Source organism: Sphingomonas sp. PvP056 (assembly GCF_040549155.1).
Classification (GTDB): Bacteria; Pseudomonadota; Alphaproteobacteria; order Sphingomonadales; family Sphingomonadaceae; genus Sphingomonas.
Window position 1 is genome coordinate 207,259 of record NZ_JBEPST010000007.1, and the last position, 17,565, is coordinate 224,823.

The following is a 17,565-nucleotide window of genomic DNA, read 5'->3' on the forward strand; positions in this document are numbered from 1 at the left end:
TATGACAGTAGCACCATCTCCGGACGCGTAATCAAACAAAACTAACCAACTGTTGTTGTTGCGAACGAACCGTGTCTTTTTGGGACAGGCTACAACCCCCCGCCCCGGAAGCAGCATCAAAACCACCTATCCTTATCGAACCGTTACCAGCAGATCGACCGAGATCGCGGCGTGTACGATCCGCTGGGTGTGGGGCCATGCACAGATCGCCAATGACGCTACATCGCCAGTAAGCTCGGCAACTGTCAAAACCCAGCATCACTGACCCTCCGGTAGCTCTACGTACAAGGGTATTGACGGTTATAGTTCTGGGCATGTCAACGCGGTCCTATAATCTTGCCGCCATCGGCAGCCCATCGCGGTACATCTGGAGATCGCCCGTGCCCGGATACGCGAACGAGGGTGGAATACACATACTCGTGCCGCAAAACGCAGAGCAAGCTACATTGCTAAGCGAGCACAAATAGGAACGTTGAAAGCGGCGAAAAAACGCAGTGGCACAAGAACTAAGCTGAGCGTTAATCATCAACGTGCTAGCCACGTGCCATGGGTGAGATTGAACGACAGGTTCCCGCGGGACTGATAGAGCAATGGGCTGTGCATCTGCGCCGTGAGAGGTCGCGAGCGGCAGATACTATCTGGCTTCTCGACAACGGCTTCACAGTCCATGATGGCAGGAATGGCGTAGCAACCGTGGAAGCGTCAGCGCGGGTGCGCGCGGAACAAGAAGTGATCGTTGCTGAAGTAAGCGCGTTGCTTGATCAGTATGACGCCATCAACCTCCGCGGATCACAGTTCGGGTAAACTGGCTACTTTGTCCCAGCCTGCCGGTTGGCAACAAGTTTACCCGCGTTTCAATGACAACCGGCGGCGCAGATGAATCTCTTCCCACGAGTGTCATCGCTCATTGCGAAATGAACGAAAAGGCACACCTTGCTCCGCCTTCGCAACGATCGGTTCCTGCTGAACGCACGACAAAAATGCCCGCGATGATGAATCATCGCGGGCAAAAGTTTCTGGAGTAGCCGTCTTGGAGGGACGACAACCTTACATAGAGCCAATATGTCGGATTTAAAGGACTAACTTGCTCTAATACAATGCTTTTTTATGACATCCTTGTCACAAACCGGATCGGTGTGGATGGCCCTTCCCCTCCCTAAAAGCAGCCCGCGGTCTACTTACCTCCACATAAGGCACCGGTTACACCGCACTGCGTTCGCATGTGGTGAGGTAAAACTGCATACGACGTAATAGCAAACCGTTCGCCCACCGCGGGAAGAGACGAAATACTATCCGCGACAACTCTATGCGCTGGGGGTGGTGAGTTTCGATATTACCATCGTTATCCCAGCCGCCTCCTCGTCTTAGGCGCTGCGCGATAGCCATCGAGCCGTCACATACTTTTGCTATGTCTCCAAATACCGACGACGAACACGATTCGGCGATGCCCGAGGGACAAGTGTGCCGCGTCATCAACTGCGCTGCTGCGTATGCGTCAATGCTGACCGCGAGGAGATCAGCCGACGGCCTGCCGCTGCATATTGCGAACGCGGCAGTCCAATCCGCATTTGGGGAGCGCCCATCAATATGCGTGTGACGAGCTTTGGCGAGTATTTCAGCAATTCGATCGCTGTGCAACCATCGAATCTGGATCGATGAATTCGAGCCGCCCAAGGACAGCGCGCAGCGTCGTCCGATGCTGTACGATACGCAGTTCCCGGCCAAACTCAGGCGCGAGGCGGTGGCCGGTGCGTTTCGCGAGGGCGCCGTCCCGCTGACGGTGGGCCAGGGGGCCTGTCGCCCCCCGACCGCGCCAATCAGAAGTTGCCGCGCAGGATGAACGAGAAGCGACGGTCGTTGACGAAATAGGACCGCGGCGCGAGCGTGTTCGGATCACCGCTATAGGCCTGAAGCGTCTTGGTCACCGAGTTGGTGAGATTGACGCCCTGCACCCCGATCTTCACATATTTGTTGAGGTTGAGGAACGCCGAAGCATCGAGCTGGCCCGCCGCATCCTGGAAGATTGACGTATAGGGGAAGATCACGTCGGCTGCGGTCAGCAGATATTTCGACCGCCAGTTATACGCCGCGCGAACCGAGACCGGGCCCTTTTCGTAGAACAAGGTCGCGTTGACGTTGTGCTTCGACAGGCCTTCGAGCGGCAAGCTGCCGGTCTTGGTCTGCGCCGCGACGTTGGTGACCGGCGATCCGCCATTCAAGAACGAGTTGGGCAACCCGTTGCTTTCGATGAAGGTATAGTTGCCGGTGAAGCCAAACCCGCTGAGCAGACCGGGCAGGAAGTTAAAGGTCTGCTGATAGGCGACTTCCGCGCCCTTGACCTTGCCGTGCCCGGAGTAATTGGCCGGGCCGCGCGTCAGCAGATCGAACGTCTGGCCGTTGTTGGTGAGCGGCAGGCTGACCAGCGACTGATAGAAGAAACCGCTGATATCCTTGTAGAACACGTCTGCGGTCAGCGACCCGACGCGCGAGAAATACCATTCCGCGGTGATGTCGAACTGCCATGCTGTCGCGGGCTTGAGATACGGGTTGCCGACCTGGCTCTGGAAGTTGCCGTTCCCGTCGATCGAGATCTGCTGGAAATTGCGGACCAGATTGGTGTCGGGCCGCGTCAGCACCTTCGAACCGGCGAAGCGCAGCAGCAGCTGCGGGGTTAGCCCCACCTTCAGGTTCACACTCGGCAACCAGTAAGTGTAGTCGTTCGACGCCTGCCCCAGCACGATCGTCGGGTTCGGCGCGGCGAATTGCTGTAAGCGCCCATAGCCAGCCGCACCGAGCAGACACACGCCACCAGGTGCCGCGGGCGTATAGCCGGCGGGCAGGTTCGTGGGTGCCGCGGGAACGCACCGGCTCTGGTAGGAGTCCGCGATGCCAAGGGTTGCCTGGCTCGGGATGATGCTGCCGCCGAAATTGTCCATCCCCGTATGGACGTAGCGCACCCCGACGTTGCCCGCGATGTCGAGCCCCTGGACCAGCGTCTTGGTATTGAACGAGACCATTGCATAGGCCGCGCTGTCGCGCTGATGCACGCGCGTGACTTCATTCGGGAGGTACGGTGAATCCGCGCCGACCCCGGCACGCAGCGCGGCGGGCGACCAGCGCGTCGACGGCGTGCATGGCGGATTTGTCGGTGCCGCAGTGGGCGGACACTGACTGGCCGCACCGGCGGCCTCGACCTGGTTGATGAATCCGACGGTCTGGTCGTACCCCTCGATCATGTTGCCGTTGTAATAATAGGCACCGGCCGGCCCCGGGGTCGCGCCGCGGAAGAAGTTGTCGAAGCTGTGGAAGCTCGCGTTGCCGCCGTTGACCTGATTGATCGAGACCGGGCTACCGGCCCACACCTCGCTGAGCATGCCCCAGTTATACGCCGAATATTTCACCGTCTGGTCGCGATCGGCATAGCGCGCGCCGAACCGGATCTTGTCGATGAAGCTCCCCTCGACGTCATAGGTGACGTCGCCCTTGAACTGGAACTCCTTGCCGCGGCTATCCTCGAAATGGTCCATTGCCGCACGCCAGAATTCGACGTTGGGATCGCCGAAATATTGCGCGTCGGTCGCATTGGCCAGCGCCGGGTTGGCCGGGCCCGCCCACGACGCCGCGAGCGTCGCCGGCTTGTGCGAGACGACGCTCGGCAAATTGCCGGTGAGGTCGAGCTCCTGATCGGCATAGGTCTCGCCGAAGATGTTGAGCTGGCGGACCTGATGGCGCGATTCCGTGTAATCGGCGTCGAGCGCGATGTGCAGCCGGTCGGTCGGGTGAAGCAGCGCGTTGAGGCCGTAATCGTTGACCGTACTCTGCTCATAGGACTGCCCGCGCGCCAGCGAGATCGGTGCGCCGCCGGTCGGGATGAACGTGTCGAGCGGCGTGCCGCTGAGGCTGCTGCGATAGCCGGTCCCCGGCGTGGTGATATAGCCGCTCTGGAACAGGCCGTTGGCGTCGTATTTGTAATTGGTGAACTGGCCGACGGGGCATTGCGCGCGCACCGTGCCCGAATTAGCGTCGGCGGGATTGGTCAGCGGGCCGGCGTTGTTCTGCTGGCAGCCGATCGGATAGGTGCTGTATTCCGAAAGATCGGGCGCGGCCTCGAACGTATGCTCGTCCGACCGGTTGGTGGTGTGAGAGCGTATGTACTGGCCGGTCAGCAGGAAGCGGCGGTCCTTCGATTCGAACTGCGCGGCGATGGCGATGCCGTCGCGCTTGCGATCATATTCCTGGCTGCGATACTGCCCACCAAGCGGCGCATACAGGCCCGACTGCGGATCGGCGAACCCGTCCGCGCCTGCGCCCGATGTCGCGCCGCACGGTGCGTTCGCGGCGGGCAGGGTCGTCGTGTCGGCGTTGCCCGGCAGCGGGTTGCGACAGATCGTCGTGCCGCCCTGGCTCTGATAGGTGACGAGCGTATTGTCGCGCGCCTGGAAATTGGTGATCTGCAACCCGTCGGCGCGGCTGCGGACGCGCGAATAGGAGACGTCGCCGAGCAGTCCGAACCGGCCCACCGCGGTGTCCCAAGTGTTGCTGATCAGGATCGACCCGGTCGGGGTCCATTTCTTGCGCAGATCGCCATAGCTCGCCTGGCTATCGACGCCGATATGGAAGCCCTTGTTGTCGAACGGCTTGCGCGTGTTGAGGTTGACAGTGCCGGCGAGGCCGCCCTCGATCGAGGCGGCGGTGACGTTCTTGTACACCTCGACCGAGCCGAGCAGTTCGGCGGGCACGTCCGAGAAATTGAGCGACTGGCCGCCGATCCCGGCGGAGAAGGCGTCGCGACCGTTGAATTCGGAGCGGACGAAATTGAGACCGCGGATGACCACGCCCGACCCTTCGACCGAGAAATGGTCGGGATCGTTGGATGCGGCGAAGCGGCTGATCGACACGCCGGGTACGCGTTGAAGTGCTTCGGTGACCGAGCGATCGGGCAAGGCGCCAATGTCCTGCGCGGTGATCGCGTCGACCACCGTGTCGGAGTTGCGCTTGATGTTCTGCGCGTTCGCGAGGCTCTGGCGGATCCCGGTCACGACGATATCGTCAGGGTCCTTGGCGGCGTTCGTAGGAGTCGCGGCCTGACCGTCGACGCTTGACGTTTCACTAGACGAAGTTGGCGTCCCGGCGGTGCCAGCCGTGCCCTGTCCGGCAACCGCCCCGGTCGGCGGAGACTGGTTCGACCCACTTGGCAAAGATTGCCCGGCGTCAGCGCTAGTCTGCGCCTGCGCGGCACCGGCCATTGCGACACATAAAGCCGTAGCGGATGCGCTCTGGAGACAACGAACAAGGTGACGGACAGCATCCGTCTTCGGCGCAAATCGGCGCATTCAGGACCCCTTCTAGAACGACGCTGTGCTCGCGTCTGCTTTCTTGAGAACGCCATCGATTCTGCCGATTGGCGCGATTTATGTTTGCGGTAACATTATGTGAGAATCAAACGGTAAGTTCCACAATATGTGACAAAACTGCCACGAGGTGGAAACAATCGCGCAGCGGTTGACGCGACGTCGTTAATGGACGAGCACCCCTGCTGCAGCGCGCTTGTGACGCGCGCATGGAGAGTAGCGATGCCGCTGACGGCGGGTGGAGATGTACGGGTTGTGGTGGTCGGCGGCGGCACCGCCGGTTGGATGACCGCGGCGGCCCTTGTGCGATTGTTGCCCGGTCATGCTTCGGTTCACCTGGTCGAATCCAAAACGATCGGCGTGGTCGGCGTCGGCGAAGCGACGCTCCCGCATATGCGCGCCTTCAACGAACGGCTCGGGATCGACGAAGCCGACTTCATGGCGCGCACGCGAGCGACCTTCAAACTCGGAATCGAGTTTCGCGACTGGGGCCGGATCGGCGACAGCTACATCCATCCGTTCGGCACTTTCGGGCGGGGGACCGGCACGGTCGACTTTCACCACTATTGGACACGGCTGCTGCGCGAGGGGAAAGCGTTGCCGGCGCTCGACAGCCTATCCTACGCCGGTGCGCTGGCGCGCGGCGGCAAGTTCGATCACCCGGCGACTGGCGGCCCGCTCGCGGGGACCTATGGCTATGCCTATCAATTCGATGCGCTGCTGTTCGCGCCTTATTTGCGCCAGATCGCACAAGAGTCCGGCGCCCGCCGGACCGAGGGGACCGTCGTCAGCGTAGACCGCGATGGCGAGAGCGGGGATATAAAGGCGATCGACCTCGACAGTGGCGAACGGATCGAGGGTGACCTGTTCGTCGATTGCTCGGGGTTCCGCTCGCTGCTCCTCGGGTCAGCGCTCGAGGAGCCGTTCGCCGACTGGTCGCACTGGCTGCCGACCGACCGCGCCGTCGCGATGCCGTGCCGGACCCGCACCGCGGTCACGCCGTATACCAGCGCGATCGCGATGCCCTCGGGCTGGCGCTGGCGCATCCCGCTGCAGCACCGCACAGGCAACGGCTATGTCTATGCGAGCGCGTTCGTGTCCGACGACGACGCCCGCCGCGCACTGGGCACGGCGGTCGAGGGCGAAGCGCTTGCCGCGCCGCGCGTGCTGCGGTTCAAGGCCGGGCGGCGGCGGCGCAGCTGGGTTGGCAATTGCGTTGCGATCGGGCTGGCGAGCGGGTTCCTAGAGCCGCTTGAATCGACCAGCATCTACCTCGTCCAGCAGGCGATCACCGCACTAATCGAGCTGTTTCCGGAACGCCGCATCAGTGCAACCGATCGCGATGAGTTCAACCGCGTGATCGACCTCGAATATGACCGGATCCGCGATTTCTTGATCCTCCATTATCACGCTACCACCCGCAGCGATTCCCCCTTCTGGGACTATGTACGCACGATGCCGATCCCGGACACGCTGTCCGAGAAGCTCGACCTGTGGCGCACGCGCGCGAGGATCGTGAAATATCGCGAAGGGGTGTTTCTCGACCCGAGCTGGGTCGCGGTCTATCTCGGCCAGGGGATCGTGCCCGAGGGCTGGGATCCGCGCGTCGACACGGTTGCGACGGTCGCGTTGCTCGACAGCGTCGAGGCGCTGCGGGCCGAAATTGCGGGCGATGTCGCGTGCCGCCCGGATCACCGAAGCTTCATCGAGCGCTATTGCGCGATGCCGCAAGCCGCCTGATGCGCGGCGAGCGGCTCGAACGGATCGTGGTGGCGGGTGGCGGAATCACGGCCTGGTGCGCCGCCGCCGCGCTGAAACGCCACGCGCCGTCCCTCGACGTGACGATTCTCGCCTGTACGCCGTCGCCGGACGCACTAGCCGACCGGATCGCCTGTACCCTGCCCTCGCTGCTGGGGTTTCAAGAAGATCTAGGGATCGGCGTCGCCGACGGGATCGTAAGGACCGGCAGCGGCTATCGGCTGGGAACGCTGTTTGTGGGCTGGGCAGCCGGGTTGCCGGACTATGTCCACGCCTACGGCCGGTACGGCACTTCATTCGGACCGGCCGCCTTTTATCTCCACTGGGTGCGATCGGCACAGGACGGCACCGCGGCACCGTTCGACAGCCATTCGCCCGCCGCGGCGCTCGCGCGCGCCGGGCGGTTCGTCCCGCCAACCGCCACTTCGCCGTTCGCAGACTACGAATGCGGCTTGACGCTCGATCTGCCCCGCCACGCGGCGATGCTGCGTGCATTCGCACTGCATGTCGGCATCCGCGAGATCGTGGGCGAGATCGCCGGGGTGACACTGGATGGCGACACAGCCATCGCAGCGATCAGGCTGGTCGACGGTTCCGCGCAGTCCGCCGACCTGTTCATCGACGCGACCGGGCCCGAAGCCAGGCTGCGCGGCTCGATCGACGCCGTGCGCGACGACTGGAGCGCGTGGCTCCCCTGCGACCGCGTACTGCTCGCCGAACCGGACGCGGAGCCGGCGGTACTCACCACCGTCACCGCGCATCAGGCAGGCTGGCACTGGTCAAGCGGCGGACAGGCAGGCTTTGCTTATGCCGCAAACGCGATCAGCGACAGCAAGGCGGCGCGCGTCCTGCGCAACGCCTCGGGTGCAACACCCGGCGAACCGATCCGGATTCGTTCCGGCACGCGCCCGCAACCGTGGCTGGGCAATTGCCTCGCGATCGGCGATGCGGCGACCCAGATCGAGCCGCTCGAATGGTGTAACCTCCACCTCGCGCTAAGCGCGATCGACCGGCTGATAACGATACTTCCGGGCCGTATCGCGACCCCGGTCGAGGTGGCCGAGTTCAATCGCCAGACGCGCGCCGAAGCCGAACGCGTCCGCGACTTTCTAGCAATGCATTACCGCACCGCACAGCGCGACAATCCACTGTGGCGCACACTCGCCGCGACCGCGCCCCCTGCCAGCCTCGCGCATACACTCGTACAATTCGCCGAACGCGGGCGCCTTCCCTTTCATGAGGAAGAGACGTTCGCGCGCGACAGCTGGGCCGCGGTGCTGATCGGCCAGGGCTTCCTGCCGCGCCGTGTCGACCCGCTCGTGTCGACTATCCCCGCCGCTTCCGTACGCACGGCGATGGCCCGCCAGACCGCCGCGATCACCGCCGCCCTGCCTCATGTTCCCACCCACGCCGCCTATCGTGCGGCCCAGACGAGACATCTCACCCGATGAACGAGCATTCGATCCGACGCGTCGTCATCGTCGGCGGGGGCACCGCCGGCTGGATGGCCGCCTCCGCCTTCGCCCGCTTCCTCAACAACGGCTATACGCAGGTGACACTGGTCGAATCCGAGGAGATCGGCACGGTCGGCGTCGGCGAGGCGACGATCCCGCCGATCATCAATTTCAACCAGATGCTCGGGCTCGACGAGAATGCGTTCCTCGCCGCGACTGCGGGGACGTTCAAGCTCGGGATCGAATTCGTGAATTGGGGGGCGATCGGCGAGCGGTACTTCCACCCATTCGGCACCTATGGGCACGATTTGCAGGGGATCCATTTCCACCAGCTCTGGCTGCGCGAGAAGGCGCGACGCCCGATCGCGGACATCGCGGCCTGGTCGATGAGCGCGATGGCGGCGAAGCACGGCACCTTCGGCCGCGCGAACGAAGACGCCCGCTCGCCGGTGCGCGAGCTGTTCTACGCATTCCATTTCGATGCCTCGCTCTACGCCCGCCATCTGCGCGACTATGCCGAAAAGGCGGGGATCGTCCGGGTTGAGGGCAAGATCGCTACGGTCGCGCAGCGTCCGGACGACGGCTATGTCGAGGCGTTGACGCTCGAAGACGGGCGGCGGGTCGAGGGCGATCTGTTTATCGACTGCTCGGGCTTCCGCGGTCTGCTGATCGAGGAGACGCTTCACACCGGCTACGAAAGTTATGCGCACTGGCTTCCATGCGACCGCGCGGTCGCGGTGCCCTGCGCGCTGCCGCGGCCAGGCGAACCCGACCCGTTCACCCGCTCGACCGCGCATCAGGCGGGGTGGCAGTGGCGGATACCGTTGCAGCACCGGATGGGGAACGGCCTCGTCTATTGCAGCGACTATCTCGACGACGATGCAGCCGAAGCGCAATTGCTCGCCAGCCTCGAAGCGGAGCCGCTCGCCGACCCGCGCCGGTTGCGCTTCACCGCAGGGCGACGCCGCGCGTGCTGGAACCGCAACGTGGTTGCACTGGGCCTGTCCAGCGGGTTCATCGAACCACTTGAATCGACCAGCATCCATCTCGTTCAGGCGGCGATCCAGCGGCTGCTCGCGCTGTTCCCCGACAAGCGCTTCGACCCGACCGAGCGCGACGAATTTAACCGCCAGATGCACGATCTGTACGAGGACGTGCGCGACTTCATCATCCTCCATTACAAGGCCACGCGCCGCGACGATTCGCCTTTCTGGGACAAGGTGAGGACGATGAAGATTCCCGACAGCCTGCAACGCAAGATCGACCTGTTCGCGGGCAAGGGGCGGCTGTTCCGCGAGGGCTACGACCTGTTCACCAGCCCGAGCTGGGTCGCAGTCTGCCTCGGCCAGGGGATCGTCCCCAAAAGCTGGGAGCCCGCCGCCGATGCGCTCGACGAGCAGAAGGTCGCGGTCGCGCTCGAACAGATGCGGCGCGGCTATCTCGACACCGCGCAACGGCTGCCGACGCACGGCGATTTCTTGCGGCGGACCGCACCGTCGCCGCTTGCCGCAGCGCCCACGCCGAAGGACGACGTGCCCTTCTTCTCTTTCACCGCGGAATCGCCCTTCGATGTCGGTGGCGGCAGATCGCCGCTGTGACGAAGGCATGACGAGCCTCGCCACCCCCGCCCCGATCGCGGAACTGCACGGCATCGACCGGGAGCGCTTCGATGCCGAGATCCGCACCACCGCCAAGCCGGTGGTGCTGCGCGGGCTTGCCGCCGACTGGCCCGCGGTCCGCACCGCGCGGGAGTCGGACGAGGCGCTGGTCGACTATCTTAAGACCTTCAGCCATGCCGAGCCGGTCGCCGCGATCGTCGGAGCGCCCGAGATCGAGGGGCGCTTCTTCTACGAACCCGGTCTCACTGCGCTCAACTTCACCCGCGGCCGCTCCCCGCTCGATCCGCTGCTCGACCGGCTGCTCCGCGATCGCGACGTGCAACGCCCTTATGCGATCGCGGTCCAGTCGATCCCGGCACCCGACCTGCTCCCCGGTTTCGCCGCGGCGCACGGCATCGATCTGGTCGATCCCACGGTCGTGCCGCGGTTGTGGCTCGGCAATGCGATCCGCGTCGCGACGCATTATGACCTGATGGAGAATATTGCGGTCGTCGTTGCAGGGCGTCGCCGGTTTACGCTGTTTCCGCCCGATCAGGTCGCCAACCTTTACATGGGCCCATACGAGCTGACCCCGGCCGGAACGCCGGTCAGCATGGTCGACCCGGACGTGCCCGATCTCGACCTTTATCCGCGCTTCGCCGAGGCAATGGCGCATGCTTGCGAAGCGACGCTCGACCCGGGCGACGCACTCTACATTCCGTTCCACTGGTGGCATGCGGTGGCCTCGCTCGCGCCGGTCAACGTGCTGTGCAATTACTGGTGGGACCCTGCCCCGCCGGGGATGCCCAACCCGTATGACGCGTTGTTGCTCGGGCTCTTTGCGCTGCGCAAACTGCCGGAAGACCAGCGCCGGGTATGGCGCACGATGTTCGATCATCTCGTGTTCCAGACCGGGGGGGACCCGGCGGCGCATCTGCCACCGCACGTTCGGGGTGCGCTGGGCGAGGTCGACCGCGACGAGCTTGAAAAGATGCGGGTGACCCTGATGGAGAGCCTTGGTCGCTCGTAGCGCAGTCTTCCGCTGTTTGTCCTATGACCGCTGCAACATCCGGATTAGAAACTGGCGGATCTTCCCCGTCCGCTCCGCGCTTGCGGCCCCAAGGATGCTGCGCGCCGCCTCGGGCAGATGATCCGCCACCCGCGCCGCATCGGGCGCGAAGACGAGATGATCGTACCAGCTCCGCCACGCAGTCTTCTCCGCAACCGGCAAGTCGCGCACCGCCTCGATCGCATGGACCAACGCGAGGAAGGCGGCGCTCGAGCGATGCTCCCACCAGTAATTGACCAGCACGTTGAGCCGGTCGAACGCGCGAACGTGATGCCACCAGATCGGCGGGATGAAGATCGCATCCCCCGGTTCGAGCTCGGCGACCGCGGCATGCGCGAGCGCGTCTGCAAAACGCGGATAGCGGATCAGGTCGGGCGCGTCGGGATCGACCATGCTCGACGGCGGTCCCGCCATCGTGTGGTCGAGCGGCCCGACATACAAATTGGCAAGTTGCTCGGGCGGAAACAGCGTGAAACGCCGCCGCCCCGTAACGACGCACGCGATGTTAATCGACGTGTCGTAATGCGTCGCGATCCGGGTAGCATTGCCGATCCACAACCGCGCCGGCGCATCGACCCCGAGCGCAAGTGGGTTCGCCGTCTCCCAGCCCGGCAGATGCTCCGGCGCGGCCGCGGCGTTGGCGTAGAGCGTGTGCGGCCGTTCGGTCGCGCTCTCCGAAAAGCGCAACAGCTCGGCGACCAACGCTCCGATCGGGACTGGCTGGCGATGGAAGGTGAACCCGGTCAAGGTATCATCGGCGTAAAAGAAGAGCCCCTCCGCCTCTGGCGGGGCAATCATGACGTCGAGCGGCTTCCCCCCCGGAGTCGCAAAACCCGCAAGATATTCCGCCATCGCCCGGTCGCCCCCGGCCCCCGCGGCGACCGAGTCCCAGTGCGCGATTTGGCCGCGCAGCACGACCGGTCGATAGGCCGTCACGACCTCCCGAGCGAAGTTCGCGGCATCGACGGCGTCGCGTTCGGCAACGCGGCGTTGGGTCGCGGGCGGGGGAAGAACCGACATCTTTCCAACAGTAGCGAAGCAGAAGGGTTCGTGACAGCACGCTGACGACCTGGGAACACAAAACGTGAGGAATTGGAAGCGCCTCCATCGATAACGCCACGGGTTGACACGATTCCCAGGGTACGGTGGGATAACGGTAACACGATATGCCGACAGCGATCGCAACAGCGTGGCCGGGCAGATCCGCGGGGAGCTGGACGCATGATGCACGGGTGGAAAGTCTTGGCCGCCGGAATGACGGCGGCGGTCGTCGCAGAATGGGCCAGCGCCGCGCCGCTGGAAGGAGCGAAACGCCAAACTCCTGCGAAGCAGACGTTCCCGGCGCGCTCCCAGATCGCCCTGACCTTCGATGACCTGCCCGCGCACGGCCCGTTACCGAACGGAGGCGACCGGCTCGTCATCGCCCGAACGATCCTCGCGGCGCTCGCCGCACATCATGCGCCCGCGTTCGGCTTCATGAACTCGAGCTTCGGCGCGGGTGACCCGAACTCCCCCAGAGTGCTGGCGGAATGGCGTTCGGCCGGGCTCCCGATCGGCAACCATACGGCGGGCCACATCAATCTCGACACGGTCGGGTCGACCGCCTTCCTCGCCGATGCACGCCGCAACGAACCCCCGCTTGCCGCGGTCGCGGGAAGCAGTGACTGGCACTGGTTCCGCTACCCCTTTCTCGCCGAGGGGCAGCACCCCCGCGCGCGCGACACCGTCCGCGCCGGGTTGCGCGCGCGCGGCTATCGGATCGCCGCGGTCACGATGAGCTTTGGCGACTACGCTTGGAACGACGCCTTCGCGCGCTGCACCGCACGGCACGATCCGACCGCAATTGTGGCGCTGGAGACGAGCTACCTCGCCGCCGCGCGCGCGCAGGCACAGCGCTCGCGCGATCTCGCCCGCGCCGCGCTTGGGCGGGACATTCCCTATGTCTTGCTGCTCCATCTCGGCGCGTTCGACGCGCGGATGATGCCGCGGCTGCTCGACCTCTATGCGCGGATGGGGTTCGGCTTCACCACCCTGCGCAAGGCGGAGGCCGATCCCTTTTACGAGGGATCGCGAAATCTGTCGCAGCCCGGGCCGACCGCGACGCTCGAAGCGACCGCGCATGCGAAGGGGCTTCCCATTCCCGACAATGCCCCCCTTCCATCCGCAACCGTTTGCGCGTGACACCGGCCTGAAGCAATACCGGTCCAGGAGCGACGAGATGACGACGATTTCCCGCAGCCTAAAGCTCGCCTTAGCGTGTTGCGCCGCACTGTTGCCGGTCGCGGGGAGCGCCGCCCCGGCTGGTGACGCCTTCGCCACTGCCGCGCGCCTGCACCGCGGCGTTAACGTGCTCGGCTACGATCCCGTGTGGAAGGACCCGGCACGCGCGCGGTTCCAGCCGCGCCATTTCGCGACCATCCGCAAGGGCGGGTTCGACTTCATCCGCCTCGTGCTCCAAGCGTTCGACCATATGGACGCCGCCAATCGGCTCGACCCCAAATGGCTCGCCACGCTCGACCGCGTCGTCAAGCAGGCGAGCAACGCCGGCCTTTCGGTGATTATCGACGAACATGATTTCAACAAATGCTCGGACGATCCCGACGCCTGTGCCCCGAAGCTCACGGCGTTCTGGCAACAGATCGGCGCTCGCTATCGCGCCGCGCCGGGGTCCGTTTTGTTCGAACTGTTGAACGAGCCGCACGGCAAGCTCGACGCGGATCGCTGGAACGCCTTGCTCGCGCAGATCCTGCCCGTCGTTCGCGCCAGCAACCCGCAGCGCACGCTCGTAATCGGGCCGACCAACTGGAACAGCCTAAGCAAGCTGGATTCCCTAAAGCTGCCGGCGAGCGACCGCAATATTTTGGTCACCTTCCATTATTACGAGCCGTTCCGCTTTACCCATCAGGGTGCGCCGTGGACCGACAATCAAGATCTCCACGGCATCCCACTGACCTTGGCCGACGAGCAGCGTATTGGTGCGGACCTCGACACGGTCGCGGCCTGGAGCAAGGCCAACAAACGCCCGGTACTGCTCGGCGAATTTGGGGCCTTCGACAAGAGCGGTACGCCGATGGCGGACCGCGTGCGCTACACTGCCATCGTCCGGCGCGATGCCGAAGCCCATGCCTTCCCCTGGGCCTATTGGCAATTCGACGGCGATTTCATCGTCTACGACATTGATCACGACACTTGGGTCGAGCCGATCCGCGAAGCTCTAGCGGGGACACCGTGAGCGTGCGGCGCCTCGTTTCGGTTGCGCTGTTTTACGTCGGCGCGGTACCGACCCCGCCCGCAGCGATCCGTATCTTGGCGCGAACCGAGGGCTAAAGCCGCCTTGACACGTTAGCGGCCGCGCTTCCCGCATTTGCGGGGGGCTGACCTATAAGGAGACGTTCACCCCCCCAGCTTCGGACACTCATTCGGGTAGGCTTGTATGCCGCCATTGGGCCGGTTGTGGGCGCTGGTGCCCATAGCAGGGGGGCGACCTTGTCGGTGCAGGCTATGTGCCTACGCGTTCAAATCCCGGAAAACGTGTCTGAAAACTCATGTTTCCGTACGACGTACGATGGCCTCACAAATTTCATGCGTTGAGAGAATGGCATCTGCATCGACCAGCCTTCCCTCCCGCGTCGCAAGCAGGAAGTCGTCGCACATCGCCGCAAAGCCGCGTTGCTGTCCCACCGAGATCCAGTCGCCTCGTCGATGTAAGCTCTGCGTCCCGCCCGTGTCGACGCGATCAGCGAGATTCATCACTGTATGACGTGCCCCGCCGCCAATGAGGTCCAGGCGTTCCTCGTCGAGCCCACTGTTACGATGCATCGTGCCTATGGCGGTAAACCCGTCGCCTGCCAGCGTGAGGATGATCGTGTGAAGCATGCCGTCTACGACATGGGTTTCGATGTTGCGTCGGCAGACCGGCCCTGGGACCAGGAACAGCAGCGTATCGACAACATGGATGAAGTCATCAAAGACGACATTCTGCGGTTCATCGGGTTGCCGGTAGCGGTGTTTTTCGAGGATAATGAGGTTCGCGTCGATGCCTCGCAGGGCGACATAGTCCGGCGCAAACCGTCGGTTGAAGCCGACCATGAGCGGAACGACACGTTCCGTAGCTAAGGCGACAAGCGCTTCGACGTCACTGAGATTATCAGCGAGGGACGTCGCCCAGCCCGATGAGAAGCACGCGCATATTCTAATCCTCGGTCCGGCACGATTGCCGCTTTTGCCGCAGCAATACCTTCGCGAACGCGCCCGCAATCAATCGTCGGGGACGACCCACATCAATACGGTCAATGCTCCTCGTATCCTCCCAGAAACAAACGCCTGTTCATTTGCTGGATACGACCGCCAAGCTCATTTAAGGATCGTACGCATGTCAGCCATCGCTACGTCGTGCAACCGACGGTAGCGCGCCTCGATCAGGCCAAACACGCCAAAGCCGAACAGGCCGACGCCAACCACAATATCCGCTGGACTGGTCAGCCAAGACAGTGCCTGTGCCATACCGCCCGCTTGGCCCGCCTGGTCAGTCATTCCAGCCTTGAGCAGCAGATAGCTACAGATCATGAACACTATGCCGCGCGCGCCGTAACCGGCCCGACCGCTCCATTGTACCCAAGACTGCGACGCAATTTGCGGGGCGAGATACTTAAGAAAGCTGCCCTTGATTGCCTTGACCAGTTGAATTACGCCCACGCCGAACACTGCGACCGCGCCGAGCATCACCAGCAGCGTGCCGCCGGGCAGATCGAGTGCGACTTGCGTGCCCGCCTGCGCGCCTTCACCCCTTGCGCCTAGTCCGCGGATCAGGTTTACGGCCTGCCAGGTAAGCAGCAGGTGGACGATCCCGCTGATCCCCGCACCGATCCGCTCGACGATTCCTTTGCGATCCGTACCGTGCCTTTCGATGTCGAACGCCGCGTCGGCTAGCCGCCAGAGGCCGTAGCCACAAAGCCCGACTGCCATGATCGACAGCAGCACGTGACCGGCCCCGTCGCCGACATATTCAAGCGCGCCGGTTGGGTCCTCCGCGCGACCGACCCGGATTATTAGGAAGGCGATTACGAGGTACAGGATCCCCCGCGTAGCGAACCCTATTCGCGTAAGTGTGGTGAGCCGTCCGCTGACGTCCATGAAAGTGGTCCCCCGACTGCCCTAACGGCCTGTATTCCAATTACGTTCCCATCGCTAATAGCTAGGTATTGCGATGCTCACATCGCTATTCCGGCCGACCCCGATGTCGCAGCCGTGTTCGCTTGAGAGACCGTGGAACTGTCCACGCCGGGATGAACCAATGTCCGAAGCTACGAAGTGCGGCGACTAGCATAAGTATCCGGTTGTGGGCGAAACCACCCCGCAAATCGAGTCGGCTAAGACCCAGGGGCGGTCATTCGCAGTAGGTGCCAGCGCCTCTTAACCGGGTGCATCTATTTGCCGTTTCGGTTCGCAAGCAACATAATCGAGTGCTACGAGGCTGTTAGAGTTAAAGTATTGAACGAGGTGCCGGCGTGAGGGTACGAGAACCAACTATCGAACGATCATGACCGTGTTTGAGCATACTAGAGATTCCTCGCCTGATGCGGAATTTGAACGTCGCCGCCAGCGGGCCGTGGACGCTGTCAGACGTACGACCGCCGAGCGTGAAAGCACATTACAAGCCATAGTCGAGCGCGCGACGACGTATGCCGATGCGCCTATCGGAGCAATTTCGATAATCGATCGAGATCGTCAGTGGATCGCTGCTCGCGTTGGCATAGGCGCTACAGAAACTCTTCGTTCGGCATCAATTTGCGCGCAGGCCATTCTCCGTCCTGGAGAACCTCTTATTATTTTCGATACGACGCAAGACGAACGCTGGTCATCCTTACCGATGATCGCAGGCTTACCGTACGTTCGTTTCTATGCCGGAATCCCTCTTGTGAACCGGTCAGGCTACGCTCTGGGAGCGCTATGCGTGGTGGATTTAGCACCCAGAGCTGTAGCCCCAAACGTAGCTGAGCTCGGCAGGTTTGCGCGCGAGGCAGAACGCGTACTGACCGACTAAAAGTCTGACCATCGAGCTGCCGTTTTCATGGCTGGCATGCTCCGCCGCAGCTCGAAACCGTTTATCTTTTCGATGAGTCTAACCAAGTAAACTGGTTCCGAGCTACGTTGCCTTCGCCGAAATGTACTTCGTACCCTTTGCCGGCCTCTAGGCAGCGGACCTGAGCCTCGGCGGAAGTTTTATAAACGCCTAAAAGGTGCCAGGGTAAAATTCTTACCACGCCCCACCCTGTTTGGTTGTCTTCCATACGTCTCCGCAACAGTAAAACTGGTGCAAGCTCAGCGAGATGGTA

Annotated in this window: 11 protein-coding genes; 7 read left to right on the top strand and 4 right to left on the bottom strand. The window is 63.2% G+C overall.

What is annotated here, in order from left to right; translation table 11 throughout:
* Nucleotides 1-1,817: 1,817 nt before the first annotated feature.
* Nucleotides 1,818-5,246 carry a TonB-dependent receptor gene (locus ABIC17_RS16725; RefSeq protein WP_354283710.1) on the bottom strand — a complete coding sequence of 1,143 codons (3,429 nt, stop codon included), beginning with the start codon at nt 5,244-5,246 and terminating at the stop codon, nt 1,818-1,820.
* A gap of 327 nt (nt 5,247-5,573) precedes the next feature.
* Between ABIC17_RS16725 and ABIC17_RS16730 the strand changes: the two genes are divergently transcribed.
* The 4 genes from ABIC17_RS16730 to ABIC17_RS16745 are packed head-to-tail and all read left to right on the top strand — an operon-like array spanning nt 5,574 to nt 11,191.
* The gene (locus tag ABIC17_RS16730) at nt 5,574-7,091 is read left to right on the top strand and encodes a tryptophan halogenase family protein (protein WP_354283712.1); all 1,518 of its coding nucleotides are present in this window, start codon (nt 5,574-5,576) and stop codon (nt 7,089-7,091) included.
* Nucleotides 7,067-8,560 carry a tryptophan 7-halogenase gene (locus ABIC17_RS16735; protein ID WP_354283714.1) on the top strand — a complete coding sequence of 498 codons (1,494 nt, stop codon included), beginning with the start codon at nt 7,067-7,069 and terminating at the stop codon, nt 8,558-8,560. The genes ABIC17_RS16730 and ABIC17_RS16735 overlap by 25 nt, the downstream gene beginning before the upstream one ends.
* The gene (locus ABIC17_RS16740) at nt 8,557-10,161 is read left to right on the top strand and encodes a tryptophan halogenase family protein (RefSeq protein ID WP_354283716.1); all 1,605 of its coding nucleotides are present in this window, start codon (nt 8,557-8,559) and stop codon (nt 10,159-10,161) included. Before ABIC17_RS16735 ends, ABIC17_RS16740 begins: the two co-directional genes overlap by 4 nt.
* Nucleotides 10,162-10,168: 7 nt before the next feature.
* Entirely contained in the window at nt 10,169-11,191 is a 1,023-nt protein-coding gene (locus ABIC17_RS16745; RefSeq protein WP_354283718.1) for a cupin-like domain-containing protein, read from the top strand.
* Between the two features lie 21 nt (nt 11,192-11,212).
* On the opposite strand, the gene ABIC17_RS16750 is transcribed toward ABIC17_RS16745, so the two are convergent.
* Complete coding sequence (locus ABIC17_RS16750; protein WP_354283720.1) at nt 11,213-12,250, bottom strand: cupin-like domain-containing protein; 1,038 nt, start codon at nt 12,248-12,250, stop codon at nt 11,213-11,215.
* A 201-nt stretch (nt 12,251-12,451) separates the two neighbouring features.
* Here ABIC17_RS16750 and ABIC17_RS16755 point away from each other — a divergent pair, with 201 nt between their 5' ends.
* On the top strand, nt 12,452-13,411 hold the full coding sequence (locus ABIC17_RS16755) for a polysaccharide deacetylase family protein (RefSeq protein ID WP_354283722.1): 960 nt from the start codon (nt 12,452-12,454) through the stop codon (nt 13,409-13,411).
* A 37-nt stretch (nt 13,412-13,448) separates the two neighbouring features.
* Nucleotides 13,449-14,462: a glycoside hydrolase family 5 protein gene (locus ABIC17_RS16760; protein ID WP_354283724.1), complete on the top strand. Its 1,014-nt coding sequence runs from the start codon at nt 13,449-13,451 to the stop codon at nt 14,460-14,462.
* Nucleotides 14,463-14,773: 311 nt separating this feature from the next.
* Here ABIC17_RS16760 and ABIC17_RS16765 read toward each other — a convergent pair whose 3' ends face one another.
* Entirely contained in the window at nt 14,774-15,319 is a 546-nt protein-coding gene (locus ABIC17_RS16765) for a Gfo/Idh/MocA family oxidoreductase (RefSeq protein ID WP_354283726.1), read from the bottom strand.
* A 264-nt stretch (nt 15,320-15,583) separates the two neighbouring features.
* On the bottom strand, nt 15,584-16,363 hold the full coding sequence (locus ABIC17_RS16770) for a DUF1206 domain-containing protein (RefSeq protein WP_354283728.1): 780 nt from the start codon (nt 16,361-16,363) through the stop codon (nt 15,584-15,586).
* Nucleotides 16,364-16,769: 406 nt separating this feature from the next.
* Between ABIC17_RS16770 and ABIC17_RS16775 the strand changes: the two genes are divergently transcribed.
* Nucleotides 16,770-17,273, top strand: coding sequence for a GAF domain-containing protein (locus tag ABIC17_RS16775; protein WP_354283730.1), 504 nt, complete (start codon nt 16,770-16,772; stop codon nt 17,271-17,273).
* Nucleotides 17,274-17,565 lie beyond the last annotated feature (292 nt).